This is a genomic window from Streptomyces griseus (assembly GCF_001715295.1).
Lineage (GTDB): Bacteria > Actinomycetota > Actinomycetes > Streptomycetales > Streptomycetaceae > Streptomyces > Streptomyces griseus_G.
The window spans coordinates 201,398-226,637 of record NZ_MDKB01000003.1 but is presented as its reverse complement, the minus strand read 5'-3'; the positions used below and the strand labels follow the sequence as shown (position 1 = coordinate 226,637).

General features: G+C 73.1%; 21 protein-coding genes and 2 pseudogenes. 10 read left to right on the top strand and 13 right to left on the bottom strand.

Features of this window, described 5'->3' with window-relative positions; genetic code table 11:
- The first annotated feature begins 113 nt into the window (after positions 1 to 113).
- Both BA175_RS17325 and BA175_RS17320 read left to right on the top strand, forming a co-directional pair.
- A complete protein-coding gene (locus tag BA175_RS17325) occupies positions 114 to 3,068 on the top strand; it encodes a DEAD/DEAH box helicase (protein ID WP_069172337.1) in 2,955 nt (984 codons plus the stop codon).
- Entirely contained in the window at positions 3,065 to 4,348 is a 1,284-nt protein-coding gene (locus tag BA175_RS17320) for an SWIM zinc finger family protein (protein ID WP_069172336.1), read from the top strand. Before BA175_RS17325 ends, BA175_RS17320 begins: the two co-directional genes overlap by 4 nt.
- 10 nt (positions 4,349 to 4,358) lie before the next feature.
- Here BA175_RS17320 and BA175_RS17315 read toward each other — a convergent pair whose 3' ends face one another.
- Both BA175_RS17315 and BA175_RS17310 read right to left on the bottom strand, forming a co-directional pair.
- Positions 4,359 to 4,667 (bottom strand): hypothetical protein, encoded by a 309-nt coding sequence (locus BA175_RS17315; RefSeq protein ID WP_069172335.1) that lies wholly within the window; start codon positions 4,665 to 4,667, stop codon positions 4,359 to 4,361.
- 462 nt (positions 4,668 to 5,129) lie between these two features.
- Complete coding sequence (locus tag BA175_RS17310) at positions 5,130 to 6,341, bottom strand: pyridoxal phosphate-dependent aminotransferase (RefSeq protein WP_069172334.1); 1,212 nt, start codon at positions 6,339 to 6,341, stop codon at positions 5,130 to 5,132.
- Between the two features lie 86 nt (positions 6,342 to 6,427).
- Here BA175_RS17310 and BA175_RS17305 point away from each other — a divergent pair, with 86 nt between their 5' ends.
- The 3 genes from BA175_RS17305 to BA175_RS17295 all read left to right on the top strand — a co-directional run bounded on the left by BA175_RS17305 (position 6,428) and on the right by BA175_RS17295 (position 8,721).
- The gene (locus tag BA175_RS17305) at positions 6,428 to 7,111 is read left to right on the top strand and encodes a winged helix-turn-helix transcriptional regulator (RefSeq protein WP_069172333.1); all 684 of its coding nucleotides are present in this window, start codon (positions 6,428 to 6,430) and stop codon (positions 7,109 to 7,111) included.
- Positions 7,112 to 7,179: 68 nt separating this feature from the next.
- Positions 7,180 to 7,674 carry a cupin domain-containing protein gene (locus tag BA175_RS17300; protein WP_069172332.1) on the top strand — a complete coding sequence of 165 codons (495 nt, stop codon included), beginning with the start codon at positions 7,180 to 7,182 and terminating at the stop codon, positions 7,672 to 7,674.
- Between the two features lie 405 nt (positions 7,675 to 8,079).
- The gene (locus tag BA175_RS17295; protein WP_069172331.1) at positions 8,080 to 8,721 is read left to right on the top strand and encodes a uridine kinase; all 642 of its coding nucleotides are present in this window, start codon (positions 8,080 to 8,082) and stop codon (positions 8,719 to 8,721) included.
- A gap of 70 nt (positions 8,722 to 8,791) precedes the next feature.
- Here the strand turns inward: BA175_RS17295 and BA175_RS17290 are convergent, their stop codons facing one another.
- The 3 genes from BA175_RS17290 to BA175_RS17280 form a co-directional block, all read right to left on the bottom strand.
- Positions 8,792 to 10,069, bottom strand: a complete 1,278-nt coding sequence (locus BA175_RS17290) for an MFS transporter (RefSeq protein ID WP_069172330.1) — start codon at positions 10,067 to 10,069, stop codon at positions 8,792 to 8,794.
- A 123-nt stretch (positions 10,070 to 10,192) separates the two neighbouring features.
- Positions 10,193 to 10,738: a methylated-DNA--[protein]-cysteine S-methyltransferase gene (locus tag BA175_RS17285; protein ID WP_069172329.1), complete on the bottom strand. Its 546-nt coding sequence runs from the start codon at positions 10,736 to 10,738 to the stop codon at positions 10,193 to 10,195.
- A 163-nt stretch (positions 10,739 to 10,901) separates the two neighbouring features.
- Positions 10,902 to 11,774 (bottom strand): glycerophosphodiester phosphodiesterase, encoded by an 873-nt coding sequence (locus BA175_RS17280; protein WP_069172328.1) that lies wholly within the window; start codon positions 11,772 to 11,774, stop codon positions 10,902 to 10,904.
- 213 nt (positions 11,775 to 11,987) lie between these two features.
- Here BA175_RS17280 and BA175_RS17275 point away from each other — a divergent pair, with 213 nt between their 5' ends.
- Together BA175_RS17275 and BA175_RS29730 are read left to right on the top strand one after the other, a co-directional pair.
- Positions 11,988 to 12,857, top strand: coding sequence for an MHYT domain-containing protein (locus BA175_RS17275; protein WP_069172327.1), 870 nt, complete (start codon positions 11,988 to 11,990; stop codon positions 12,855 to 12,857).
- Between the two features lie 39 nt (positions 12,858 to 12,896).
- A pseudogene (locus BA175_RS29730) lies at positions 12,897 to 13,118 on the top strand (DEAD/DEAH box helicase family protein); the annotation flags it as partial.
- A 3-nt stretch (positions 13,119 to 13,121) separates the two neighbouring features.
- On the opposite strand, the pseudogene BA175_RS29725 reads toward BA175_RS29730, so the two are convergent.
- A pseudogene (locus BA175_RS29725) lies at positions 13,122 to 14,408 on the bottom strand (FxsB family cyclophane-forming radical SAM/SPASM peptide maturase); the annotation flags it as partial.
- Positions 14,409 to 14,442: 34 nt separating this feature from the next.
- A complete protein-coding gene (gene fxsA, locus BA175_RS17265) occupies positions 14,443 to 14,607 on the bottom strand; it encodes an FxSxx-COOH cyclophane-containing RiPP peptide (RefSeq protein WP_069172325.1) in 165 nt (54 codons plus the stop codon).
- 212 nt (positions 14,608 to 14,819) lie between these two features.
- On the opposite strand from fxsA, the gene BA175_RS17260 reads away from it, so the two are divergent.
- Positions 14,820 to 15,749, top strand: a complete 930-nt coding sequence (locus BA175_RS17260; protein WP_254667906.1) for a DUF4231 domain-containing protein — start codon at positions 14,820 to 14,822, stop codon at positions 15,747 to 15,749.
- A gap of 153 nt (positions 15,750 to 15,902) precedes the next feature.
- Here the strand turns inward: BA175_RS17260 and BA175_RS17255 are convergent, their stop codons facing one another.
- From BA175_RS17255 to BA175_RS17245, 3 genes are all read right to left on the bottom strand, one after another.
- Entirely contained in the window at positions 15,903 to 16,382 is a 480-nt protein-coding gene (locus BA175_RS17255; RefSeq protein ID WP_069172324.1) for a hypothetical protein, read from the bottom strand.
- A gap of 433 nt (positions 16,383 to 16,815) precedes the next feature.
- On the bottom strand, positions 16,816 to 17,640 hold the full coding sequence (locus tag BA175_RS17250; RefSeq protein WP_069172323.1) for a DUF1684 domain-containing protein: 825 nt from the start codon (positions 17,638 to 17,640) through the stop codon (positions 16,816 to 16,818).
- Positions 17,641 to 17,856: 216 nt separating this feature from the next.
- The gene (locus BA175_RS17245) at positions 17,857 to 19,065 is read right to left on the bottom strand and encodes a DUF5685 family protein (RefSeq protein ID WP_175420882.1); all 1,209 of its coding nucleotides are present in this window, start codon (positions 19,063 to 19,065) and stop codon (positions 17,857 to 17,859) included.
- Between the two features lie 303 nt (positions 19,066 to 19,368).
- Here BA175_RS17245 and BA175_RS17240 point away from each other — a divergent pair, with 303 nt between their 5' ends.
- Positions 19,369 to 19,809: a cell division protein SepF gene (locus BA175_RS17240; RefSeq protein WP_069172322.1), complete on the top strand. Its 441-nt coding sequence runs from the start codon at positions 19,369 to 19,371 to the stop codon at positions 19,807 to 19,809.
- 169 nt (positions 19,810 to 19,978) lie between these two features.
- On the opposite strand, the gene BA175_RS17235 is transcribed toward BA175_RS17240, so the two are convergent.
- Entirely contained in the window at positions 19,979 to 21,199 is a 1,221-nt protein-coding gene (locus BA175_RS17235; protein ID WP_069172321.1) for an acyl-CoA dehydrogenase family protein, read from the bottom strand.
- A gap of 69 nt (positions 21,200 to 21,268) precedes the next feature.
- On the bottom strand, positions 21,269 to 23,032 hold the full coding sequence (locus BA175_RS17230) for an MFS transporter (protein ID WP_069172320.1): 1,764 nt from the start codon (positions 23,030 to 23,032) through the stop codon (positions 21,269 to 21,271).
- 514 nt (positions 23,033 to 23,546) lie between these two features.
- On the opposite strand from BA175_RS17230, the gene BA175_RS17225 reads away from it, so the two are divergent.
- Positions 23,547 to 24,632 carry a phosphatase PAP2 family protein gene (locus tag BA175_RS17225; protein ID WP_069172319.1) on the top strand — a complete coding sequence of 362 codons (1,086 nt, stop codon included), beginning with the start codon at positions 23,547 to 23,549 and terminating at the stop codon, positions 24,630 to 24,632.
- An 83-nt stretch (positions 24,633 to 24,715) separates the two neighbouring features.
- Here BA175_RS17225 and BA175_RS17220 read toward each other — a convergent pair whose 3' ends face one another.
- The gene (locus BA175_RS17220; protein WP_069172318.1) at positions 24,716 to 24,931 is read right to left on the bottom strand and encodes an I78 family peptidase inhibitor; all 216 of its coding nucleotides are present in this window, start codon (positions 24,929 to 24,931) and stop codon (positions 24,716 to 24,718) included.
- Positions 24,932 to 25,240 lie beyond the last annotated feature (309 nt).

Genomic DNA, 25,240 nt, shown 5'->3' with positions numbered 1-25,240 from the left:
GCCCGCTTGCGGCTGGGGCGCACGCGGCCGGGGCGGGCGTTGTCGTACCTCCCGCCTAGACTTCCCGGAACAGCGGGAACACGACCGTGGCGAGGGGCGGGAGGGCGGTGGGCATGGCACAGCGGCGGCATGACGAGTCGGTCGACGCGCTCCTGCGGTGTGCGGCGGTCTTCCTGCCGGCAGAGCTTCCCAGGGACGGTCGCATGGCCTTCTGGGACCCCACGGGGACGGCCGGCCTCGCGGGAGCCGACGGGCCGTGGCCCGGGCTGCCGAGGAGTGGCGAGCCGAACCGCGCGGGCGGGGCGGACGGCGGTGGTGGGGGAGCCGTCCCAGCCGCCGCCGAGCTGACGGTCCTCGTGCGCGACGGCGCCGACGGTGCCCGGCGCCGTACGGTGCCCGCCGTGCTGCTCCCCGTCGCGGACGCCGTGCCCCTGCTCGCCGGAGCCCGGCACCGGGCCGTGGCCCACCCTGCCACCCGCGCCTGGGGCGCCGCCACGCTGCACGCGCTCACCCTGGTGGCACGCGGCAGGCTGCTGCCCGGGCTCACCTCCGAGGACCATGACGCCTGGAGGGCCGGCCCCCGCGACGCCGAGGACATCGCCCACCTGAGAGCCGTCGCCGCATCGATGCCCCCGGAGGGGTACGCGGTCCCGCTGGACGGCACGCCCCTGCGGGTCCCCGAGCCCCAGGCCCTGCTCGGCGCCTTCCTCGACGCCGTCGCCGACACCCTGCCCCGCACACCCGCCGCGGCACACGCGTTGGGGGCGCCCTTCGCCGCGATCGAGGCACAGCACCTTCCGGGTGCCCGTGCCTGGGCCGTCGAGGTGGCCGCGGGACTCGACGCGGGAGTCCGCGTCTCCCTCCGACTCGACCTGTCCGCGTACGACCTCTTCGAGACCTCCGGTCCCCCCGCGCAGCCGGAGGCGGACGCGGAGACGCACGGGCCGCCGGCCGCCGCCCGCCACGCGGCCGCCGCCGTCACCCAGGTGCACAGCCTTGCCGACCCCACCTACGTCACCGACGCGGCCACGCTCTGGAGCGGCGGGGCCGGCGAGCCGTTCGGGCCGAGGTCCAGGATCGACGCGGTGCTGGCGCTGCGCCGCGCCGCACGTGTCTGGCCCCCGCTGGAGAGGCTGCTCGACCAGCCCGTCCCCGATGTGCTCGCCCTTGCCGAGGACGAGCTGTACGAGCTGCTCGGCCAGGCCGGGGCCCGGCTCGCGGAGGCGGGCGTGGCGGTCCACTGGCCCAGGGAACTCGCCCGCTCGCTGACCGCCGCGGCCGTCGTCGGACCGGCACCGGGATCGGCCACCGACGGCACGTCCTTCTTCGACGCGGAACGGCTCTTCGCGTTCGACTGGCAGCTCTCCCTCGGGGACGAGCGGCTCACCGAGGCCGAGATGGACACACTGGCCGAGGCCCACCGGCCGGTGGTGCGGCTGCGCGACCAGTGGGTGGTCGTCGACCCCGACCTCGTACGCAAGGCCCGCAAGCGGGAGCTCGGCCTGCTCGACCCGGTCGGCGCCCTCGCCGTCGCCCTGACCGGCAGCGCCGAGGTCGACGGCGAACAGGTCGAGGCCGTTCCCGTCGGCGCTCTCGCCGAACTCCGTGCGCGCGTCCTGGACGAGGACGCCACCCTCCCGCCGCCCCCCGGACTCGACGCCACCCTGCGCGACTACCAGCTGCGCGGGCTGGCCTGGCTGGACCGGATGACCTCGCTGGGCCTCGGCGGCTGCCTCGCCGACGACATGGGCCTGGGCAAGACCATCACCGTCATCGCGCTCCACCTGCACCGCGCCCACGCCGCGCCCACCCTGGTGGTCTGCCCCGCCTCCCTCCTCGGCAACTGGCACCGCGAGATCAACCGCTTCGCGCCCGGTGTCCCGGTGCGCCGCTTCCACGGCACGGACCGGTCCCTCGGCGGCCAGGACGCCGGCTTCGTCCTCACGACGTACGGCACGATGCGTTCCAGCGCGGAGCAGCTCGCCGCCCACACCTGGGGACTCGTCGTCGCCGACGAAGCCCAGCACGTGAAGAACCCGCACTCCTCCACGGCGAGGGCGCTGCGTACCATCCCGGCCCCGGCCCGCGTCGCGCTCACCGGCACACCCGTCGAGAACAACCTCTCCGAGCTGTGGGCGCTGCTCGACTGGACCACTCCGGGACTGCTCGGCCCTCTGAAGGCGTTCCGGGCCCGGCACGCCCGGACCGTGGAGAACACGGGCACCGCGGCCGGCCTGGGCAACGAGGAAGCGGTCGAGCGGCTCTCCCGGCTGGTCCGCCCCTTCCTGCTGCGCCGCAGGAAGTCCGACCCGGGCATCGCGCCGGAGCTGCCGCCCAAGACCGTCACCGATCACCCCGTCTTCCTGACCCGGGAGCAGGCCACGCTCTACGAGGCCGCCGTCCGCGAGACGATGGCGTTCATCGAGCAGTCCGAAGGCATCACCCGCCGGGGCCTGATCATGAAGCTGCTGGGCTCGCTCAAGCAGATCTGCAACCACCCCGCGCAGTACCTGAAGGAGGAGCCGACCCGGCTCGCCGGACGCTCGGGAAAGCTCGCCCTGCTCGACGAGCTCCTCGACACGATCCTGTCCGAGAACGGCTCCGTCCTGATCTTCACCCAGTACGTGTCGATGGCCCGGCTGCTCTCCGCCCACCTGGCCTCGCGCGCCATACCCTCCCAGCTGCTGCACGGCGGCACGCCGGTGGCCGAGCGGGAGCACATGGTGGACCGCTTCCAGTCCGCGGAGGTCCCCGTCTTCCTTCTCTCCCTCAAGGCGGCGGGCACCGGCCTGAACCTCACCCGGGCCGCCCACGTCGTCCACTACGACCGCTGGTGGAACCCGGCGGTCGAGGAACAGGCCACCGACCGCGCGTACCGCATCGGCCAGACCCAGCCCGTGCAGGTGCACCGGCTGATCGCGGAGGGAACCGTCGAGGACCGGATCGGGGAACTGCTGGAATCCAAGCGGGCGCTGGCGGACGCGGTGCTCGGCTCCGGCGAGGCAGCCCTGACGGAGCTCGGCGACCGCGACCTCGCCGACCTCGTGTCGCTGCGGAGGGCGTCGTGAGCCCCGCCGCGGGCTCCCGCCCCGCAGCCCGGCCCGGCCCCGACGACCTGCGGCGCACCTTCGAGGCGGTGCCCGCCCGGGCCCCGGACGCCGGTGGGCCCTTCGCGGACAGCTGGTGGGGCCGGGCCTGGGTGGACGCCCTGGAGACCCTGTCCATGGACGAGGGGCGGCTGGCACGAGGGCGTACGTACGCCGACGGCGGCCACGTCGCCGCGATCACCGTCACCCCCGGCAGGGTCATCGCCTACGTCCACGGCAGCCGCCCCCGCCCCTACCGGGCGGAGCTGCGGCTGCGTACCTTCTCCGCCGTCGACTGGGACACGTTCCTGGACGCCGTCGCCGCCCGGCCCGGGGATCTGTCCGCGCTGCTCGACAAGGAGATGCCGCACTCCCTGGTCGACACGGCGGGGGAGACCGGCATACGGCTGCTGCCCGCCCCCGGCGACCTCGATCCCGACTGCTCCTGCCCGGACCGCGGGTGGCCCTGCAAACACGTCGCGGCGCTCTGCTACCAGACGGCACGGCTCCTGGACAGCGACCCGTTCGTCCTGCTGTTGATGCGCGGCCGGGGCGAGCGGGAACTTCTCGACGAGCTGGGCCGCCGCAACGCCGAGCACTCCGCCCGCGAGCGCCCCGCCGTCCCCGCCATGCCGTCCGTCGAGGCCGGGGACGCCCTGGCCGACCGCTTCCTCCCCCCGCTCCCCGCGCCCCTGCCGGTGCCGCCGCATCCCGGCGGGCCGCCGCCGTACCCGGAGCTGCCCGGCGCCCGGGACCCGCTGTCCCTCGACCACCTCGCCTCGGACGCCGCCGCCCGGGCCCACGCGCTCCTGACGACGGGGGTGGATCCGCTCGCCGGGCTCACCACCTGGCAGGACGCGGTGCGTATCGCCGCCTCGCGCCCCACGGCGGGACTCACCGCCACGACCCGGGCCCTCTACCGCGAGCTGGCCTTCGCCACCGGCCGCAGCACCACCGACCTGGCCCGCGCGGTCGCCGCCTGGCGGCAGGGCGGGGCCGAGGGGCTGGCCGTCCTGGAGACGCCGTGGGATCCGCCGGCCGGCCCGTTCGACCGGGCCCGCCCCGCCCTGGCGGCGGCGGGCTTCCCGAGGTTCCAGCCGCGGCGCAACCACCTGACCAACGCCGCCGGGACCCTCCAGCTGCGCTTCGGCCACGACCACCGCTGGTACGGCTACGAATCGGACCCGGGCGAGGACGACTGGTGGCCCCGGGCCGCCCCGGACACCGACCCGGTGGGCGCGCTGAGTGCCCTGCGGGGCTGAGGACGGCCGCTCAGGCGAACGCGTAGACGAGCACCGCTATCAGCACGAGGGCGGCCAGCGGCAGCATCACCCGGCGGGCCGTGGCGAACGACTCGTTCTCCTGCTGGGTGAGTCCGCGGTCGGCGCCGTGGACGGTCGCCAGATGCTCCCCGGCCATGTCGATGATCCGCTGCCTCGTCAGCAGGGAAGGCGCCCAGTCGCAGTGCGTACAGACGAGGAAGTCCCGGTAGGGGTCGTACCGGAAGTCGCGCTCGATGTTCACCGTGAAGACCGCGTCACCGGGCCCCAGGGCGGTGAAGTGGCGTATCGGCGTACCCATGTCTATGGCTCCTCGCTCGTGACCGGTGCGCGCGGACATCGGTGTCCGGCGGAACAGTAGCGAACGTGGGGAGAAGAGCGTCGGCCCCCTGCGCGGCGATACGCGCCGGCGGCAGTGCGCGGTGCACCAGGGGGGATCCGTCAGCGCCCCGGCCGTCAGGTCCCTCCGGAGCACGGGGCCCGCGTCGGCGTGGAGTGCGCCGCCCACGGCCGCCCGGCCGAAACCCCCGCGCGCCGCCGCTGCGAGGCCGAGACCGCACCGGCCGGCGGAGACCCGGGCGCCCCCCGCGTCAGCGCTCCGGCCGACGCCGCCCCGCACCGGCGTGCGGGGCCGTGGCCGGCGACTCCCCTTCCGGTGCGGCCGAAGCCGCCGGCCCCGGTCGCCGGGACCGCGTCCCACGGTTTGCTCCCGCAGCCGGCGGGGGCCGGTCAGGCACGCGGGAGCCGGCAGCCGGGGGCCAGGTCACTGACGGTATCCGCTCAGGAAGCGGCCGATACGGCTGATCGCGGCGTCCAGATCGTCGGCCTGCGGCAGGGTGAGGATGCGGAAGTGGTCCGGGCGCGGCCAGTTGAAGCCGGTGCCCTGCACCACCTGGATCTTCTCGCGCAGCAGCAGGTCGAGGACGAACCGCTCGTCGTCGACGATGGGGTGCACCTTCGGGTCGATGCGGGGGAACGCGTACAGCGCGCCCTTCGGCTTCACGCACGACACGCCGGGGATCTCGTTCAACCTCTCCCAGGCCCGGTTGCGCTGCTCGTGGAGCCTGCCGCCGGGGGCGACCAGTTCCCGGATCGACTGCCGGCCGCCGAGGGCCGCCTGGATCGCGTACTGCGCGGGGGCGTTGGGGCACAGCCGCATGGAGGCGAGCGTGGTGAGCCCCTCCAGGTAATTGCGGGCGTGCTGCTGGGGGCCCGAGACGACCAGCCAGCCCGAACGGAACCCCGCGACCCGGTACGTCTTGGACAGTCCGCCGAAGGTGAGGCAGAGGAGATCCGGAGCCAGGACCGCCACGCTGTGGTGCTCGGCGTCGTCGTAGAGGATCTGGTCGTAGATCTCGTCGGCGAACACCATCAGTCCGTGCCTGCGTGCCAGGTCGAGCATGCCCTCGAGGACCTCGCGCGGATAGACGGCGCCGGTCGGGTTGTTCGGGTTGATGATCACCATGGCCCGGGTGCGGTCGGTGATCTTCGAGGCCAGGTCGGCGAGGTCCGGGTTCCAGTCCGCGGCCTCGTCGCAGGTGTAGTGCACGGCCTTGCCGCCCGCGAGCGTGGTCACGGCGGTCCACAGCGGGTAGTCGGGGCTCGGGATCAGGACCTCGTCCCCGTCCTCCAGCAGCGCCTGGACGGCCATGGAGATCAGCTCGGAGACGCCGTTGCCGAGGAAGACGTCGTCGACGTCGACATCGGTCAGGCCCATCGCCTGGTACCGCTGCGCCACGGCGCGGCGGGCGGAGAGGATGCCGCGCGAGTCGGTGTAGCCGTGTGCCTGGGGAAGCATCCGGATCATGTCCTGGACGATCTCCTCCGGGGCCTCGAAACCGAAGAGGGCCGGATTGCCCGTGTTGAGGCGGAGCACGCTGTGGCCCGCCTCCTCGAGGGCGTCGGCCTGTTCGATGACCGGCCCCCGGATCTCGTAACAGACCTCGTTGAGCTTGCTGGACTGCCGGAACTCCATGCGGTGCCTCCCCGACCCGAATTGCGATACTTGGTTTTACCAAGCTGGAGCTTGGAAAGTCCAACAACGTGTCTAGACTGCGTCGCATGCCACGTCAGCAGCAGTCAGCAGCGCGTCCCGTCCGCCGCCGTAGTTACGACCAGTTCTGTGCCACCGCCCGGGCCCTCGACTCCGTCGGCGACCGGTGGACGCTGCTGATCGTGCGAGAACTGCTGGCGGGTCCGCGCCGCTACACCGACCTGCACGCCGATCTTCCCGGCGTCAGCACGGACGTACTGGCCTCCCGGCTCAAGGACATGGAGCAGGGCGGCCTCGCCGTGCGCCGCCGGCTGCCGCCCCCGGCCTCCGCCGTCGTGTACGAACTGACCGAACACGGCCGCGGGCTGCTCCCGGTGCTCACCGCGCTCGCCGGATGGGGGGCTCCCGCGTTGACCGAACGCCGCCCCACGGACGCCGTGCGGGCCCACTGGTTCGCCCTGCCCCTGCTCCGCGCCCTGGACGGCCTCACGCACGCCGGTGTCGTCGAAGTACGCCTGGAGGAGGGGGAGTTCCACTTCCGTGCCGGCGCCGACGCGGCGGCGGGCGACGCCTACGGCTACGGCCCGGCCGAGCACGCTGACGCCTGCCTCGTCCTGGACTCCGAGCTCTGCCTGGCGCTCGGGCGCGGCGAGCTGACACCGGCACAGGCGGTCGAGGAAGGCAGGGCCGAGGTGCTGGGCGACGGTCCGCTCGCCACCGAACTCCGCGGTGACCGCCCCGCGCGCCCCTGATGCTCTTAGCTCAACTCACGCGTACGGTAGGGCCGTTCGGTCGAGGCGGGATGGCGAGGGAGTCGCACATGTGGTTCGGCGGCACGGTCGGTTCGAAGAAGCGGGGAACCCTGCGCAAGGTCGTACTCGTGGGCGTCGGCGTGGCGGCGCTCGGCTTCCTCCCGGCCGCGGCGGTCGCCACACCCGGCAGCGGTGTGAGCGGCACGGTCGTCGCCGAGGGCACCTCTACGGGCAAGCTCAAGGTGAAGACCCCTCAGGGCCGTACGGACGTGACCTTCCGGACGATCACCGTCGCCCCGGGCGGCTCCACCGGCTGGCACACCCACCGCGGTCAGCTGATCGCCGTCGTGAAGTCCGGGACGCTGACCCGGACCCTCGACGACTGCTCGGTCGAGGTGACACCCGCCGGGACCTCGTTCATCGAGCCGTCCGGTCTCCGGCACCGGCACATCGGGCGCAACCTCGGTACGGAACCCGTCGTGCTGTGGGTGACCTACCTGCTCGCCGAGGGCAGCGCACTCTCCGACGACGCCGAAGCGGTGGACTGCCCGGCGCCGCGGTAGCGGATTCGGCGCCTCGGCCGGCGGGCCTTTTCCGTAGGCGCCTCTTCCGGCGACGGCGGGCCGCCGTGGGAGGTGAGCAGCTCGCTCACCCCGCCGCCGACCTGGGCGCGCCGGTCGATCACCGGCGCGCCCTCACCCGCCCGTACGTCCACCCCCGCGCGCCTCGGGTGCGGTCTCCGGTCCGGTCGCCCCGTACGCGTCGCACGGGGCGGCCCTGCCGTGCACGGTGCCGGCCGGACCGCCCCTCAGCACGGAGAGATCACGGCGAGCTGACATTCACAGCGTCGGAGTGGGCAGGAAGCGGTCCAGGCCCCGTGAGCTCCCGTGGCTCCGCCACCGGGCTGCGAACCGGCGGCGAGAGCCGGACCGATACCCGCCATGATGCGTCCGGGGCATGATGGACGCGTGCGACTCGAACCGATCACCTGGGAACGGCTGGCCGAAGCCGTCGCCGACCGTACCGACGGTGCGGAACCCGCCGACGGCGGGCCCTGGCTGAAGGTCGGTGTCGACGGTGCTCCCGCCGCCCGCCCGGGGGACCGGGCCGAGCTGGTCGCCGAGGCGCTGCGGGCCCGGGGCCGCGCCGTGCTCACCGTCTCCACCGGCGGCTTCCTGCGCCCGGCGAGCCTGCGCTACGAGTACGGGAAGCGGGACCCCGACGCGTACGCCGACAGCTGGTTCGACACCGGCGCGCTGTGGCGCGAGGTGTTCCGCCCGCTGGAGCCGGGCGGCAGCGGCCGGGTCCTGCCCGACCTCTGGGACCCCGTCACGGACCGGGCGACCCGGAGCCCGTACCGCACGCTGCCCGAGGGCGGGGTGCTGATCCTGCACGGTCCGCTGCTCCTCGGACACTGGTTCCCCTTCGACCTCTGCGTGCACATCGGCCTCTCGCCCGGTGCGCTGCGACGGCGTACCGAGGAGGGCGAGCTGTGGACCCTGCCCGCCTTCGCGCGGTACGAGGACGAGGTGGCGCCCGCCGAACGCGCGGACGTGGTGGTGCGGGCCGACGACCCGAACCACCCGGCGTGGACCGGTCCGGTTACCTGAGGGCTTCGCCGGACCGGTGCCCCTCCGCCCGTCGGCCGCGTACCCGGACGGGCCCATCACGTGGGCCGACTCACTCCTTCTCGGACGCCACGGGCGGCCGGGAGACCGCCCGGCGCAGGGCCAGGGCCGCCATCGGCAGCAGCAGGCAGGCGGCCGCGGCGTTCAGCCAGCCGTACCCGAGCCCGGAGACGATCAGCCCGGCGACCGCGCCCCCGACGCCCGCCGACGTGTTCATCGTCAGGTCGGACAGGCCCTGTACGGCGGCGCGCGCGGGCTGCGGGACGGAGTCCGTGAGCAGCGCCGAACCTGCCACCAGACCGGCCGACCAGCCCAGACCGAGGACGAACAGGCCCGCGGCGGTCCGGCCGTGCCCGCCGCCGGAGGTGCCGGCCAGGACCGTGGCGCAGCACAGCAGGCCGGCGGCGAGGCCGATGACGGACAGCCGCCCGAACCGGTCGGCGAGCCGGCCCATCACGGGGGAGAAGGCGTACATCCCGGCGATGTGACCGCTGATGACCAGGCCGATGAGCTGGATGTCCGCCCCGTGGTGGCCCAGGTGGACCGGGGTCATGACCATGACCGAGACCATGGCGGTGTGGCACACGGCGACGGTGACCAGTGCCAGCCGGGCCATCGGGGAGGCGCGCACCGCCGCGATGCCCGCCCGCAGGGAACGGTGCTCGGCACCGGTGCTCTGCGGGGCGAGGGCACGGGCGGTGAGCAGCGGGTCGGGGCGCAGGAACACGGCGACCAGGAGGCCGGTGAGCAGGAAGATCGCTGCGGCCCAGGCGAACGGGCCCGCCGCCTCGGGCACCGGGGTCCCCCGGAAGACACGGCCCGCGGGGGCCGCCACGTTGGGGCCGAGCACCGAACCGATGGTCGTCGCCCAGATCACGGTGGAGATCGCCCGGGCTCGGCGGTCCGGCGGGGCCAGGTCGGCCGCGGCGAACCTTGCCTGGAGATTGGCCGAGGAACCGGCGCCGAAGCCCGCCATGCCGAGGAGGAGCAGCGGGAAGCTGCCCGTCACGGTGGCGGCCACGACGAGCGATGCCCCGGCGGCCCCGACGAGATACCCCAGGACGAGCCCGGGGCGCCGGCCGCGCGAGGCCATCAGCGTGGCGAGCGGCAGCGACAGCAGGGCCGTGCCCGCCACCGAGGCGGTGGGGGCGAGCCCGGACACGGCCTCGGAGCCGCTCACCTCCGCGGCGAGGACCGGGGCCAGGGCGATACCGATGGCCACGCCGAGGCCGCCGAGTATCTGGCCGACGACGAGGACGGCGGAGATCCTGCGCTGCAGCGCGGGCAGGTCGGCGTCGGTGATCCGGGGGGCGGGGAAGGCGGTCGTCACCGCCGCAGTGTGCCAGGCCGCACGCCCGTGCGAAACCGGGTCAGCGGGCGCAGGTCCGGGTGCGGCGGCCTGGCACACTGCGGCGGCACGTCTCGGACCGGGGCCGCCCCGGGGCGGGCGGCCTCAGAACAGCGGCTGGGGGAGTATCCCTTCCAGCGCCAGCAGCCGGCGCTTGGTCTCCAGGCCCCCGCCGAACCCGCCCAGCCCTCCGCCGCTCTCCACGACCCGGTGGCACGGCACCACGACCGGCAGGGGATTGGATCCCATGGCCGCCCCCACCGCCTGGGCGGCCCCCGGCTGCCCCACCCGCACCGCCAGGTCCCCGTACCCGACGACCGTCCCGTACGGCACACCGGTCGCCAGCTCGCGGAGCACCTCGCGGTGGAAACCGGAGGACAGCGACCAGTCCAGGTCCAGCGAGAACTCCCGCAGCCCGCCCGCGAAGTACGCCGTGAGCTGGCGCACCGGCTCGGCGAGCCGTTCGGAACCGGGGGCCCGCACGGGCTCCGCGCCCAGTCGCGTCCGCAGCCGGCCGAGCGCTTGGTCCCGGACCGCGGGACGCGCGTGGAAGACCACGTTCACCAGGCCCGTGGCGGTCGCCGCGAGCAGGAGCGGCCCGATGCCGCTCTCCACGACGGACCACTCCACACCCTGCTCCTCGTCGTCCATGCGACCACCGTACGGCCGGGCACCGACATCGATGCCGCGCCCCGGGTTCCGGTGGCGGGGCGCGGGAGCGGACCCGGGGGTCACGCCCGGCGACGGGACCCTGCGGGGCCCGGGGCGGGTGCGTCGCGTCCGGGCCCCGGCGGGTCCGTTCCGTACCGTGCCGTCAGCGGGTGGCGTCCCGCACGATGTCGGGGTTGTTCGTGATGATGCCGTCGACGCCGTAGCCGGCGACCTGTGCCGCCTTGGCGGCGTCGTTGACCGTCCAGGTGTTCACCCGGAGCGGCTTCCCGTGGGCGCCCTTCAGCTTGTGGACCGAGGCGACGTACGCGGCGTCGATCGTCCCGTGGGACGGATTGATCTGGTCGGTGAAGGCCGCGTACGACGGAAGATCGGCCACCGCTGGGGTGCCCAGGAAGCCCGTGACGACGTCGGGACGCTGCGCGTGGACGGTTTTCACACTCTCTGCACCGAAGCTCTGGACGACCAGCCGGTGCTTGACGTGCCGGCGGTCGAGCCACCCCTCCTCGCGCAGGACCCGCAGGGTCTCCTTCTCGATCCCCGGGTAGATCTCCGGGCTCTTGATCTCCAGGAGCAGCTTCTGGTGGTTGCGCTCCACACGCCGCAGGTACTGGGTGAGCGTCGGCACCCGGGCCCCCGCGTAACGGGCGCCGAACCAGCTGCCCGCGTCGAGCTTCGCGATCTCGGCCGCGGTGAAGTCCTTGACCGCCCAGGGGGCGCGGCCGGGGAAGACCTCCTCCGCGTCCGTGGTCCGCTTCAAGTTGGTGTCGTGCATCACCACCAGCACACCGTCCTTGGTGAGCTGCACGTCGTTCTCCACCCAGGCGATGCCCAGATCGTCCGCCGCGTCCACGGCCGCCAGAGTGTTCTCCGGGGCGTAGGCGGAGGCCCCGCGGTGGGCGAAGACCACCGGGGCGTGGCGGGCGTCCGAGGCCTGCGCCTGGGCGGCGGGCAACAGGACGCAGCCGCCGAGCAGGGCGGCGACGGCGGTGGAGGCGCTTGCTGTGCGTACGGACACGTGTGCTCCTAGCGTCAGGATGCGGCACGGAGAGCGTCGCAGCCGATACCCAACGGGCGACAGGATGCTGGTGGCCGAGATGTGAACGGATTGTCGGGTACCCGATTACCGGGCGGTACGCGGACGGCTAAGATGCCGCTCTTATGTTTGCCTGGCGGGCTTCGCCCTTTTAGGGTCACCCCGAACCCGGGCTTCCGCGAAGGGCGTACGAGCATGCAGGGCACAGTTGACGGATTCGGCTACGGCCTGATGACTCCGGTCGTGGCGTTCCTCATGGCATGCCTCGGAGCGGCTCTGGGGCTGCGGTGCACCACCCGGTCGCTGCGCGCGGAGCGCTCCCGCAGAGCCGGCTGGCTGGCCCTGGGCGCGCTCTCCATAGGTTCCGGCATCTGGACGATGCACTTCGTCGCGATGCTGGGCTTCACCGTCCAGGAAGCGCCGGTGACCTACGACAGGCCGCTCACCTTCGCCGGCCTCGCGGTGGCCATCGTCATGGTCGGCATCGGCATCTTCCTCGTCGGCTACCAGGGCGCCACTCCCATGGCCCTGGTCACCGGCGGGACGATCACCGGTCTGGGCGTCGCCTCGATGCACTACCTCGGCATGGCCGGAATGCGGTTCGACGGGCACTTCGCCTACGACACGCTCACCGTCTCGCTCTCCGTCGTCATCGCCGTCGTGGCGTCCACCGCCGCCCTGTGGGCGGCGGTCTCCATCCACGGCTTCCTGCCCAGCCTCGGCGCCGGTGTGGTCATGGGCGTCGCGGTGAGCGGGATGCACTACACGGGGATGGCCGCCCTCCGCGTGCATCTGCACCCCGGCGCCGCGACCGCGACAGCGGGTGACACCCCGACCTCGCTGCTCCTTCCGATGATGATCGGACCGGGGTGCTTCCTGCTGCTGGCCGGGGTGATCGTGATGATCGACCCGCTGGTGGTGACGGGAACGCCCGGCGGCCGCGTCCGCACCCCGGGGCCCGGGTTCCCGGCCGGCCGCCGGGTCGCCGCCATCCCCGTCCAGCGGCGGCGCACGCCCTACGCGTCCGCCGCCCGCAGAGGTGGCGGGCAGCTGCGGAACCGCTGATCCGGCGCCGTTGTCGGTGGCGGGTCGTACGGTGGTTGCATGCGGCCCGTTTCGAAGATCGAACGTTCGGTGGCGCCTTTCGAGGTCGTCAGTCCCTACCAGCCCAGCGGTGACCAGCCCGCGGCCATCGCCGAGCTGGACCGGCGTATCCGCGCCGGCGAGAAGGACGTCGTCCTGCTGGGGGCGACCGGCACGGGCAAGTCGGCCACGACGGCCTGGATGATCGAGAAGCTGCAGCGCCCCACCCTGGTGATGGCCCCGATTGTCCGCGCCCTCGTCGGTCGCCTCCACCGCCCCGGCGAGCTCCCACGCCGCGTCCCACCGGGCGCCGCCCCTGCCGTCCAGCACCTCGTGGAGGCGGGCCAGGAGCGTGCGGGTCAGGTCGTGCTGCGCGGCGGTCAGCTCTCGCCGGTCCGTCACCGCGGGCGGCACGGAGGACGCCGTGCGGGCGCCGATTCCCCGGACCAGCGCTTCCAGGTCCTTGCAGTAGACGGACGGGTTGTCGAACGCACGGTCCGAGCTGTACCGGTGCGCGTAGAGCCCGCCACCGCACGAACGTACGACGGGGCACCGGCGGCACGTCTCGCTGACGCCCGCCAGACCGAGCTGGCGCGCCCGGACGCCGGGGTGGGCGGCGACCTCGTCGAAGGAGTGCGAGAACACGTCGAATCCGGTGGCCGCCGCGCCCTCGTAGGCGGTCTTGAGGGAGTCGACCTGCTCCAGCTGACCGTCCGTCTCGACCACCACCAGGTCCGTGGGGGCGAGGCCGAGGGACTCCGTCAGACTGGGCCCGCCGCGCAGTGTGGAGAGGACCGAGGAGAACAGGCGCACAGGCACCGTGGCGCCCTGCTCCTGCCAGCGGTCGAAGACCGCGAGGAGCCAGTCGGCGTAGGCCGTGGGCGATCCGTCCGGGCGGGGCGGGGGCTGGTCCCAGGTGGCGTGCGGCAGAAGGAAGTCGACGGCCGGGGGGGCGAGTTCGGTGAGGGCGTCCACGACCGTGCGCGGGTCGTTCTCGATGTCGATGGTGCACAGGAGACCGAGATCGAGGTGGCGGTAGCGCTCCTGCCGCAGCAGGTCGACGGCCTTGAGGACGAGGGGGTGGCTGCTGCGTCCGTCGGCGAAGCGCCGGTGCCGGTCGTTGGCCGCACGGTCGCCGTCGAGGGAGATACCCACCTTGACGCCGAACTCGTCGAACAGGTCCAGGTAACGGGGGCTGAGCTGCAGGCCGTTGGTATGGATCCGCAGGTCGAGATCGGCTACGCCCGACAGGGCCTTGCGGAACTCTTCGCAGACGCGGCGCAGACGGGCGGGGCCGGCGAGCAGGGGCTCCCCTCCGTGCAGGATCACTGACACGGAGGGCAGTGCGTGCGTCTCGGCGTGCTCGGCGAGGCGCTGTGCCGTCCGGGCGATGACGTGATCGGAAACAGCTCGGGGCCGGGTTCTCCAGCTCTGATCTGCGTGTTCGTAGACATAGCAGTGATCACATGCGAGGTCGCATCTGCTATGGACTTTCAGAACGATTTCGCGGAATGGGACCGCGGGTCCTGTCATTCCGCCATTCTAGCCAGCGAACGGAGTGGAATGATTACAGCGCGGAGTTGAAGGTCGAGGACTGCGTCGGGCGACCGCCTGCCGTCGCGAGCACCCGCCCGAGCTTCTCGGCGGCGGCGCTGCCGGAGGCGTCGATCTTTGCGAGCGGGACACGACGCTTCGCAACAGCGAAGTTCTGGGGGATTTCGTAGGTCTTCACGGCCGTCCTTGGGGGGCTCGTTCCGGACACGGAAACTGCACCGGCACCTGCACCATTGCAGTGTCCGGCGGCACGACTTTACTCTCATGGCCCCGGTGCGCAACTCAGCGCGTACGGCCGTAACCCGGGTGATTTCACGGACTGCTCCATATGCATGGCACCCCCTTCATTCCGAGTACCGGGTGACCACTACATCGAATACAGGAGTGATCATGACGGCGATTCCCGGACCGTTGCAGAGCATGGTCTTCAGGAGCGCTGATCTGCCCGCACTCTTCCACCACACGGACGCCGTCGCGGTCGCGCGCCAGCGTGAGGCGCTCAACACCACCCGGATCCAGCTCGCGCTGCTCGTCGCCGGCACGGTGCCCGCCGCGCTGCCCTGGCACGCCGAGGTGGGCGGAGGTGTCCAACTCCTGGACGCCATAGCGGCGTTGGCCTATCTGGGTGTCCTGATAGCGACGTACCTCGCCTCCCGGCGCAAAGCAAAGTCGCACTGGCAACTCAACCGCTCCGCAGCGGAGTTCATCAAGTCCAACTGCTGGCGCTACGCGGTCCACGGCTCGCCCTTCGACACCGGCACCCTGCACCCGGAGGCGGTGTTCGCCAACCGGCTGGAGGAAGGGCTCCAGGAGTTGCGGAAGGTCGGCTGGGTGGACCCCCGGGACGAGATGACGGACGCGGGCGAGGGCCTCATCACCACGTCCATGCGGGAGTTACGGGACAGGGCGTTCACCGTACGCAAGGAGACCTACATCCGCGACCGGCTCATCGAGCAGCGGCGCTGGTACCGCAGGCGCAGGCAGGTGTCCCGGCGGGGTGCGGTCGTCTGGGCGGGCACCATCGGCGTACTGACGCTGCCGGCCCTGGTCCTCGCGGTGCTGCAGACCTTCGGGACGGGGGATTCGTTCGCGCTGACGGGGTCGTTCTCCGCCGCCGCGGCGGCCTGTCTCGCCTGGAACGAGACGCGCCGCCATCACCCGCTGGTGTCGGCGCACTCGCTGGTGGAGGAGGACCTGGAGAACATGCAGGCCGCCATGGAGACCACCCTGACCGAACGGCAGTGGGCCGCCGCCGTCTTCGAGACCGAGCGGATCGTCTCTCCCGAGCACACGGACTGGCTGGCCAGACACCGGATGTGAGGCGGGGCCCCGGCCGGCGCCACTCGGCGGGCCCACCGGCGCGGCCCCCGGACCGGTGGACCCGGGAGTGTAACTCCCGCACCGGCCGGGCCGTTCGGCGCCGATCCCCGTACCGCTGCCGGGGGTCGCGCTCCGCGTCGGCGCTCGGGCGGGTCAGCCGCGCTCCACGCCGTCGCGCCAGATGACTGTGACGGGCCGACCGAGGTTACGGGCGTACGTGACGATGTCGCCGGTGCCGCCGAGACCCCGCGCGGGCCTGCCGTCCCAGACGGCGAGCAGCCGGTCGCAGTGGTCGGCGATGTAGGCGCCCGCCGCGTAGTAGGCCTCGTCCGTGGAGTGCGCGAAGTCGAGCCGGACCTCGCGGACGGCCCTGGCCCTGAGCGTGCGGTAGCGCGCCAGGTCGGCCGCCTCGTCGAAGCACGCCTCGTAGTCGCCGCTGGGGATGACGGCGGTGAGTTCGGCGCCGTGCGCCAGCGCGAGGTCGGCGAAGATCTGGTCGGCCCCCACCGCCAGGCTGGAGAGTGCCTCCACGGACCCTTCCGCCGCGCGGAACACCGCCCGGATCCCCTCCAGCACGTGCGTGTGGGCCTCCGGGGGGATGGAACGGTGACCGGTCACTCCGATGCGTTTCACGGACCTGGAACCCCCTGGGTGTCTGCGGGGGCACGGAGGACGGGCCTCCGGACGGGCACAGCGTCCGCCCCCGTGCTCCCTCTGCGACCGACCGTTTGGACATCTTCTCAAAGGCCGAGGGGCGAGCGGGAGCCCCCGCCGGCAATCGGCGGGGGCTCGCGGGAGTGCGACGGTGTCCGGTGTCAGCACGCGCTGACGGCGTACGCGCTGAGCGCTTCGGTGAGCGGACGGAGGAAGACCGCGCCCCCTGCGGTGTGGTCGCCGCTGCCGCGGGGACACCGTCCCGTCCGCGCCGGGTACGGGAGTCCCGGGTCCGTGGAGAGCCGGCTCCGGGACCGCGCACACGCACCCCACACGGAGCGGGCCGGGGAGGGACGGCGGACCCGAGCCCGCAGCCGGGCCCCTCCGGCCGACAGCCCGTCAGGTGGTCGGGTCAGTCGTCGATGCGGTTCCGCTCCCCCGCGGGAACCGCGGCCGTGAGGGTGTTGCCCGGCGGCGGGAGCGGGCAGATGAAGTGGTCGGCGAAGGCGCACGGCGGCAGCAGCGCCCGGTTGAAGTCGACGTCCACCCTGCCCTGCGCGTCGGGCGCCCCCGGCCGCAGGAACCGGAAGCGGTAACTGCTGTCCCCGCTGGTGGCATCGGCGAACACGGCCCAGAGGGAGCCGTCGGGCTCCACCGCGACCTGGAGCGTGTGCTCGACGCCGTCCAGGGTGAAGGCGATCTCGCCGCTGAGGCCCAGCCCGCGCTCGCGCCCGTCGGCGTTCGCGACCCGTACCGTCCGGTCGGCGTCGTACGGGCGGAAGACGCCGTCCAGGGACCAGCGCGGCTCGTACGGAGTGGCGTCGATGGTCCTGAAGCGGCGCCGGGCCGGGGACTGTGGGTCGAAGTCCCTTACCGCCCAGAGGCCTTCGCGGCTCATCACCACCAGCCTCCGCCCGCCCAGCGCGACCCGCGACGCGCCGATCGGCCCGCGGTCGGCGGTGAGCCGGACGTCTCCGTCCAGGGGCTCCCCGTCCACGGTCAGCCCGTCCTCGGCGGTGGCGGTGAGGACGACCTCGTCGTCGCCCTCGCTCCACAGCCCGGGCACGGCCGGAAGGCGACCGTCCGGGTGGTCGGAGAGCCAGTGGGTGCCGGTCAGGGAGAGTGGGCCGTGCGGTGCCGCGACCGCGACGATGCGCTCCTCGTGCCAGCGCTGCCACTCCCGGAGTTCTTCGCTGTCCCGGCTGCCCCGGCTGTCCTGCTGTGCGTCCGTGCTCATGCCGTCAACCTTTCCACACGGGCTCCGGCGGTCCGGGGTGCGACCTGAGGTCGGCCCCCCGGAAGCGGCACCCCGCCGGCGCCGGCGTTCACGGTCACGGGCGGACCGGGCTTGCGGCCGCACCCTGAGACCTGGGGAGGACCGCCCGGGCACGGGATGATCCGGACGTCGCGGATCTCGCGGCCCGGGGCGCTCAGCCGGTCGGCGGAAGCCGGCTCAGCAGTCGCAGCCGCAGTCGCAGCCGTCGCCCTCACCACAGCAACTGCAACAGTTGCCGCAGCATTCACAGCCGTCACAGCAGTCACCGCAGTCGCACTTATGGCAGAGACCTTCGCGCTCCTGGCCGCTCCAGGGGTCGTGGAAGGTGTCGCGGCAGCACATCTGGCAGGTGCAGGCGAGTCCTGCCCACACCAGGCAGCCGGTGATCAGGCCGCGCCGGTTGCGCGGCGGCTCGGGCGGGAGCGGCGGACCGGGCGGGCCGTAGGGTCCGCCCGGCGCCGGGGCGTACGGATTGCCCGGCTGGGGGCCGTACGCCCCCGTCGGCCGGTCCTCCGGCCGGTGCGAGCAGGAGGCGGATCCGAACGCCCGGTCCACGGAGCGCCGCAGTTCGTGGACCAGCAGCACGTGCGCCAGCCGGGCGTCGGTGAACTCCGCGTCCCGCATCGCGAGGCGCACCCCGTGCAGGGCGTCGTCGCACAGCCGCCGGGCCTCTGCGAGCGGGGTGCCGGTCGCGGCGAGGGGGTTCCAGGCGCCCGACGCGGCGTCAGCTTCCCTGTCCTCGACGGCGTCCAGCAGGTGGGCGAGCCGCCCGAAGAGCCGTCCGGCCTCGGCGAGCGGCTCGGCGTTCTGCGGCTTGCCCGCGAGGACGGCGGTGTGCGCGAAGGCCGCGGCGGTCGCCGTCTCGGTGGGCTCGGTGACCGCCAGCAGGGAGGTGCCGGGTCCGGCGAGGGACTCGATGCCGGTCTGCCGGTCGACCGCGTCGACCAGGAGCGCCGTGTCGAAGCCCAGCTCGGCGCCCGTGCGCGCGCCCGCCCTGTCCCAGCCGGCGGCTACCCGGCGGGCCGCCGCGGCGACCGGGCGGCGCTTCAACAGCCCGTCACGGTCGGCCACGTGGTCGCGCACCTTCGCCGACGCCAGCACGAGGGACACGGCGGCGGCGAGTCTGGCGCCCTCCCCGCGAGCGACCGGAGCGGTGCGCATGGAGCGCAGCGGGCACGGTCCGGCGGTACGCCGCCGCCCGGTCGTGCGCTCCGACTGAGCCTCCGTCAGGACGGAAACAATCAGACCGTCATAGTTCGTGACGATCCGGGCGAACTGCCCGTGGTCCGCCCGCAGCGCGAGGCAGAGCCCGCAGAGATGGGCGATCCACTCCGCCTTGAGCCCCTCGGACAGCCGATGGGTACAGGGCCTCACTATTCCGAACACGTCCATCCCCCGAGCACTCACCTGACGCCGCACCTGTGCGCGTGCGCGGCGTGCATCGTATCGAGCGACTCGTTCACCCGTACGTCCCCCAGGTCACCCGTACGGGCGGGCGCATCATATTTTCCTCCCGCAACCCGCCTATAGCGCTCGAACCCTGACGAATCGCCACATGTTCTGCACCAGTCACGTCACGAATCGCGAGCGCGCCGACTATCCCCTTGGCGCATCATCCGCATCATGGACGACCATAGGGATAGGAAAGAGATGCGGAACACCAACGAACCGCGGTGAGAGGAGGCGTCCATGGGATCGGTGCGCAAGGCGAGTGCCTGGCTGGGCCTCGTGGAGGACAACGACGAGCGGTACTACGACGACGAGTACTCCGAGGAGACGGATACCGGTACGAACCATCCCTGGGTGACCGACCCCCGTGTGCAGGTCGCCTCCGAGAAGGCCGTGGACACGGGCCGCCGGATCGCCACCGTCACCCCGGACAGCTTCCGGGACGCGCGCGGCATCGGCGAGCTCTTCCGGGACGGCGTCCCCGTGATCGTCAACCTCACGGCCATGGACCCCACCGACGCCAAGCGCGTCGTGGACTTCGCCGCGGGGCTGACCTTCGGTCTGCGCGGTTCCATCGAGCGCGTGGCCACCCGGGTGTTCCTGCTGACCCCTGCCCACACCCAGGTGGTGAACGGCGAGGCAGCCGGCCGGCCGGCCGACGGCTTCTTCAACCAGAGCTGAGTGGGCACCGCCGGACGTCTCCGGGAGCTGTCCCGCCACCGCGGGCGAGCACTCGGCGACAGCCGCGGCAGCCCGCCGTCGCCGCACCGCCCGCATACACCCGGTGTGCGGACGGCCTCCGCCTCGCGGTGCGCCCCCTCCCGGTCCGGGCAGGCCCGCCGGACGCCCCTCAGCGGAAGGCGTCCAGGCCGGTGAGCGCCTTGCCCAGCACCAGCTGGTGCATCTCCACGGTGCCCTCGTAGGTGAGCACCGACTCCAGGTTCGTCGCATGCCGCATCACCGGGTACTCCAGCGAGATCCCGTTGGCGCCGAGAATCGTGCGCGAGGTGCGGCAGATCTCGATCGCCTCCCGCACGTTGTTGAGCTTCCCGAAACTGACCTGCTCCGGTCGGAGCCTGCCCGCGTCCAGCCGGCGGCCCAGATGGTGCGCGAGCAGGATCCCCTTGTGCAGTTCCACGGCCATGTCGGCCAGCTTGGCCTGGGTCAGCTGGAACCCGCCGATGGGCCGGCCGAACTGCTCGCGGCTCCTCGCGTAGTCGGCCGCCGCCTCGAAGCTGGCGCGCGCCGCGCCCATGGCTCCCCAGACGATCCCGTACCGGGCGTGGCTGAGGCAGCTGAGCGGGCCGCGCAGGCCGGTGGCCCCGGGCAGGACGGCATCGGCGGGCAGCCGTACGCCGTCCATGACCAGCTCGCTGGTGACCGAGGCGCGCAGCGACCACTTGTGCCGGATCTCCGGAGCCGAGAACCCTGGGCTGTCCGTCGGGACCAGGAACCCGCGGACGCCGGAGCCGCCGCCGGCCTCGTCGGTCTGCGCCCAGACGACGGCCACCCCGGCGACCGAGCCGTTGGTGATCCACATCTTGCGGCCGGTGAGGATCCAGTCGTCGCCCTCGCGTGTGGCGTACGTCCGCATGCCCGCGGGGTCGGACCCGTGGTCCGGCTCGGTGAGCCCGAAGCAGCCGATGATCTCGCCGGCCGCCATCCCGGGCAGCCAGCGCAGCTTCTGCTCCTCGGACCCGAAGCGGTGGATGGCGTACATGGCGAGGGACCCCTGGACGGAGACCAGGGAGCGGATCCCGGAGTCGGCCGCCTCCAGCTCCAGGCAGGCCAGGCCGTACTGCACGGCGCTCGCGCCCGCGCAGCCGTATCCGCTCAGGGACATGCCGAGCGCACCGAGTGAGCCCAGTTCGCGGGCCAGCTCACGGATGCCGGGGAGTTCGCCGTTCTCGTACCACTCGGCGATATGCGGCAGGACCCGGTCGGCCGCCCAGGCGCGCACGGTGTCGCGGACGGCGAGGTCCTCCGGTCCGAGGAGGTCGTCGATACCGAGGGGGTCGCGGGGATCGAAGTCCGGCAGCTTCGAGGGCTTCGCGGTCTCGGGGGTGGACATGGGGTGCCTCCGGCGGCTCACGTCAGAAAACTAGCAGTGGTAGTTACAGCCTCGTGCCGACGTTACGGCTCACCGGTGCGGGCGTCCAGAGCCCGTGGCCTCGGCGGGTTCGCGCCGCCCGGGGAGCCGGGGGCCCCGGGGCCGTTCGGGCCTGCCCTGCGCCGGCAGCGGGCGGGATCCGGACCGCGGTCCGGTGACGGCCGGAGCGGGGCCGCGGTCCGCCTGCTCCCGCGCCGGCAGCCGTTCCGGCTCGGGCACGCGCGTCCGGCAGGCCGCTCCGGCCGGCGGGCAGTCCATGGCCCGCGGCAGCCTCAGCGCCGCCAGCGCGCCGAGCAGCAGCAGACCGGCGCTGACCAGCAGGGTGACGTGGAGGCCGTCGACGAAGGCGTGCCGGGCCGTGTTCCGCACCAGGTCACCGACGGGACCGCCCAACCGCCCCGCCACCTGGTAGGCCTCGCCGAGCGAGTGCGCCGCCGCGGATCCGGCGGCGGCGGGCACCCCCTCCTCGTGCAGGCGGGAGAGACCGGGCGCGTAGGCGGCGTTCATGACGCTGCCGAGCAGGGCGATCCCCAGGCCCGCGCCGAGCTGGTACGAGGTCTCGCCTATCGCGGCCGCGCCCCCGGCCCGTTCGGCGGGGACCTCGCTCAGCATCGACTCGTACGCCCCGAAGAGCGTGGACTGCAGCCCGAACCCCAGCAGGACGAAGCCGACGGTGAGCAGCACGGGCCGGTCGTGCTGGCCCATCAGGGTCAGCAGCAGCACGGACGCGGCCGTGAGCACGAAGCCCCACCCCACCATCCGGCGGGGGCCGACCCTGCTGAGCGTGTACGAACCCGTCGCGCCGGCGGCCATCGCGGCGAACGTCAGCGGAAGGAGCCGCAGCCCGGTCTCGAGGGGGCTGAGGTCCAGGACGAGCTGGAGGTACTGGACGGCGATGAGCTCGAGCCCCACCAGGGCGAGCATCGCCAGGACGATGCACCCGACGGCGGTGGTGAACGCGGGCCGGGAGAACATCGCGATGTCGATCAGCGGGTGCGTACGGCGCTTCTGCCTGCGCACGAAGAGGGCGAGCAGCACGGCCCCGGCGACGAGCGGCCCGAGGGAGGCGGGGTCCCACAGGCCCTCCCCACCGCCGACGCGCTTGATGCCGAGCACCACGCCGAGGACGCCCGCCGCCGCCATCAGTGCGCCGAGCACGTCCCACGGTCCGTCGCCGTCGCCGCGGGACTCGGGCAGCAGCCGGCGTCCGAGCGGCAGGAGGACGGCCATGAGGGGAACGTTGATCAGGAAGACGGAGCCCCACCAGTAGTGCTCGACGAGGAATCCGCCGATGACCGGTCCGGTGGCGGCGCCCACGGCGGCGACCGCCGTCCAGACCCCGATGGCGAGGGCCCGCTCCCTCCGGTCGGGGAAGACCTGCCGGAGTATCGAGAGCGTCGCCGGCATGATCATCGCGCCGCCGACCCCGAGCAGGGCCCGCGCCGCGATGAGCACGGCCGGGGTGCCGGCCGTGGCGGCGAGCGCGGAGGCGATGCCGAAGAGGGCGTAGCCGCACAGCAGCACCCGGCGCCTGCCGATCCGGTCACCGAGCGTGCCGAAGAGGATCAGCAGCGCGGCGCAGACCAGCGGGTAGGCGTCCACGATCCACAGCAGGCCGACGGCGCTCGGCCGCAGGTCCTCGGTGACGGCGGGGATCGCGACGTGCAGCACGGTCGCGTCGAGGGCGACGAGCAGCAGGCTGAGGCAGAGGACGACGAGGACGACCCAGCGGTTGGAGCGGGCACCCCCGGCTGCCGCGCGCAGCCGGGCCGCGGTCGTGGACGTCCCGGTCATGTACGTACCTCCCACAATGAGTCCCCCGCGCTCGGCAGACCTCCCGGGGACCCGCGCTCCGGCGTCCCCGAGGCCCGGCATCGATGGGCGAGTGAGCCGTCAGCGTACGCGAGTTCCGCGTGGTCAGACGTGGTCCATCTCATACGTTCGGCCGCACCGGAGTGTGGCGTACGCCACCCGGGAGCCCGCGGGAAGGGGTCCGCGCGGGAGCTCCGCGGCGGCACCGACGCGGCAGGCCGGCCGCGGCGCGGGGGTGCCGGAGCCGTCCCGTCAGCCGTTCGCGACCACCCCTCCGAATGGCTGGACGAATACGGAGAGGAGTCGGCCGGAGCATCTCTTCGGGCATCAAACATTTCCGCGATCGGCGGCCCCGGAGAATAGGCCGCGGGTCCGGGAGGATTTCTCCGGAGCGCACGGAATGGATGCCGTCCCGAGACAAAGTCCACATCACATCGTCATCACAAAGACGCGGGAACGGCAGGATCGCTCACTCACTCGCTGTAACGTCCAATGTGTGCGTACCGACATCTTTGCCCGTCTGGACCGGGAGCCGGAACCGCCGAAGATAGAGATCCCGCGGATGAGCCGTCACCGCATCGCTCTCTTCGGCGGGACGCTGGCGTTCTATCTCGCCATCGTCGTCGCCGTGCTCGTCTCCTCCTGGCTGGTGGCGCTGGACTGGAAGGTCATGCTGTTCCGGCCCTACCAGCAGTGGCCGGAACTCCACGCCTTCCTCGACTACTACGTCGTGCTGGGCCAGCGCGGCCCCACGGCCGTGATGGTCGCCTCCTGGCTGGGCTGGCGTTCCTGGCGCCAGCACACGCTGCGTCCCCTGCTGACGCTGGGCATCTCGCTGCTGCTGCTCAACGTGACGGTGGGCGCGGTCAAGCTCGGCCTGGGGCGCCTGGGCCCGCACTACGCCACGCAGATCGGCTCCGCCGAGCTCTTCGCCGGCGGCGATATATTTCCCTCCGGCCACACCGCCAACGCAGTCGTGACCTGGGGAATCCTCGCCTATCTGGCCACCACGCCACGCGCCCGGCGCTATCTCTCGGCCGTGTCCGCGTTCGTCTCCCTGGGCGTGGGGCTCACCACCGTCTACATCGGCACGCACTGGCTCAGCGACGTCCTGCTGGGCTGGGCTGCCGGTCTGCTGATCCTGCTGGCCCTGCCCTGGTTCGAGCCGCTGATCACCCGTACGGAGATCTGGGTGCTCTCGGTGCGCGAGCAGTGGCGTGAGCGCCGCAGGCGCAGGGCCTCCGCGCCGGGCGCACCCGCTCCGGTGCTCGCGCCGCGGACGCTGGGGGACCTGGCCGCGGAGGCCGCGGCCGAGGCCTCCCGCGAGATTCCTCCGGGGACCTCCCCCGGCACGGCGACGGGCCCCGGAACCGGCGGTACGACGGCCGAGCCGCAGGGGCCGGCCGGGCACCCGGGCCCGGGGGCGGCCGGCCGGTCGCGGGTCCACCCCCCGCACGCGGTGCGCTCGGAGCGGACGCCGCTCACCCCGGGAGGCTCGCGTCGCCCGCCGCACGCGGACCGCGCCCCCCGGGCCGGCAGCGCTCAGACCCGGCCGGTGACGGGCGGTCCGGTCGCCTCCTGACACGACCCGGTACGCACGGCCGCCCGGCCCGCACACCGAAGGCCCCGACATCCGTCGGGGCCTTCGGCACGTCAGGGGCCGGCTCAGCCGACCCAGCAGCGGGTCACGGTGCCGGCCTCGACCTCGAAGTTGATCCGTCCGGAGACGAACTCCATGGTGATGACCGTGCCGGGCGGGAGAGCACGGACCGTGCTCCAGCCCCGCGCTCCGGCCTGCCGCTCGGCGGCCGCAGCGTCGAGGCCCACGTACGACTCGGGCTTGTCGGCCGGCTGGGCGGGTGGTGTCGGTACAGGTGCCATACCTCTCACCGTAGGGCGCCGGGGACCGTGGCGGAAGGCGGAGGCGGCAAGGTGGCCGTACATACACATGTCCCTCGGCGGTCACGCTTGTGTCACAGGTCTCCCACAGGCGTTTACCGGGGACCCGTTCACCCGAACGCACGCTCCACTCCCGGAAAGTCTGCATTCATGACCACCCGCACAAAGCATCCGGCAGGCCGCAGGAGTGAATTACCCGGTGCGTGGATACCGGGCGCGTATGCATTTTCCGGCGGACTGCGGCAGGGCGCGTAAACGGTCACGTCATCCGGAATTCACGTGCCCTTGCTC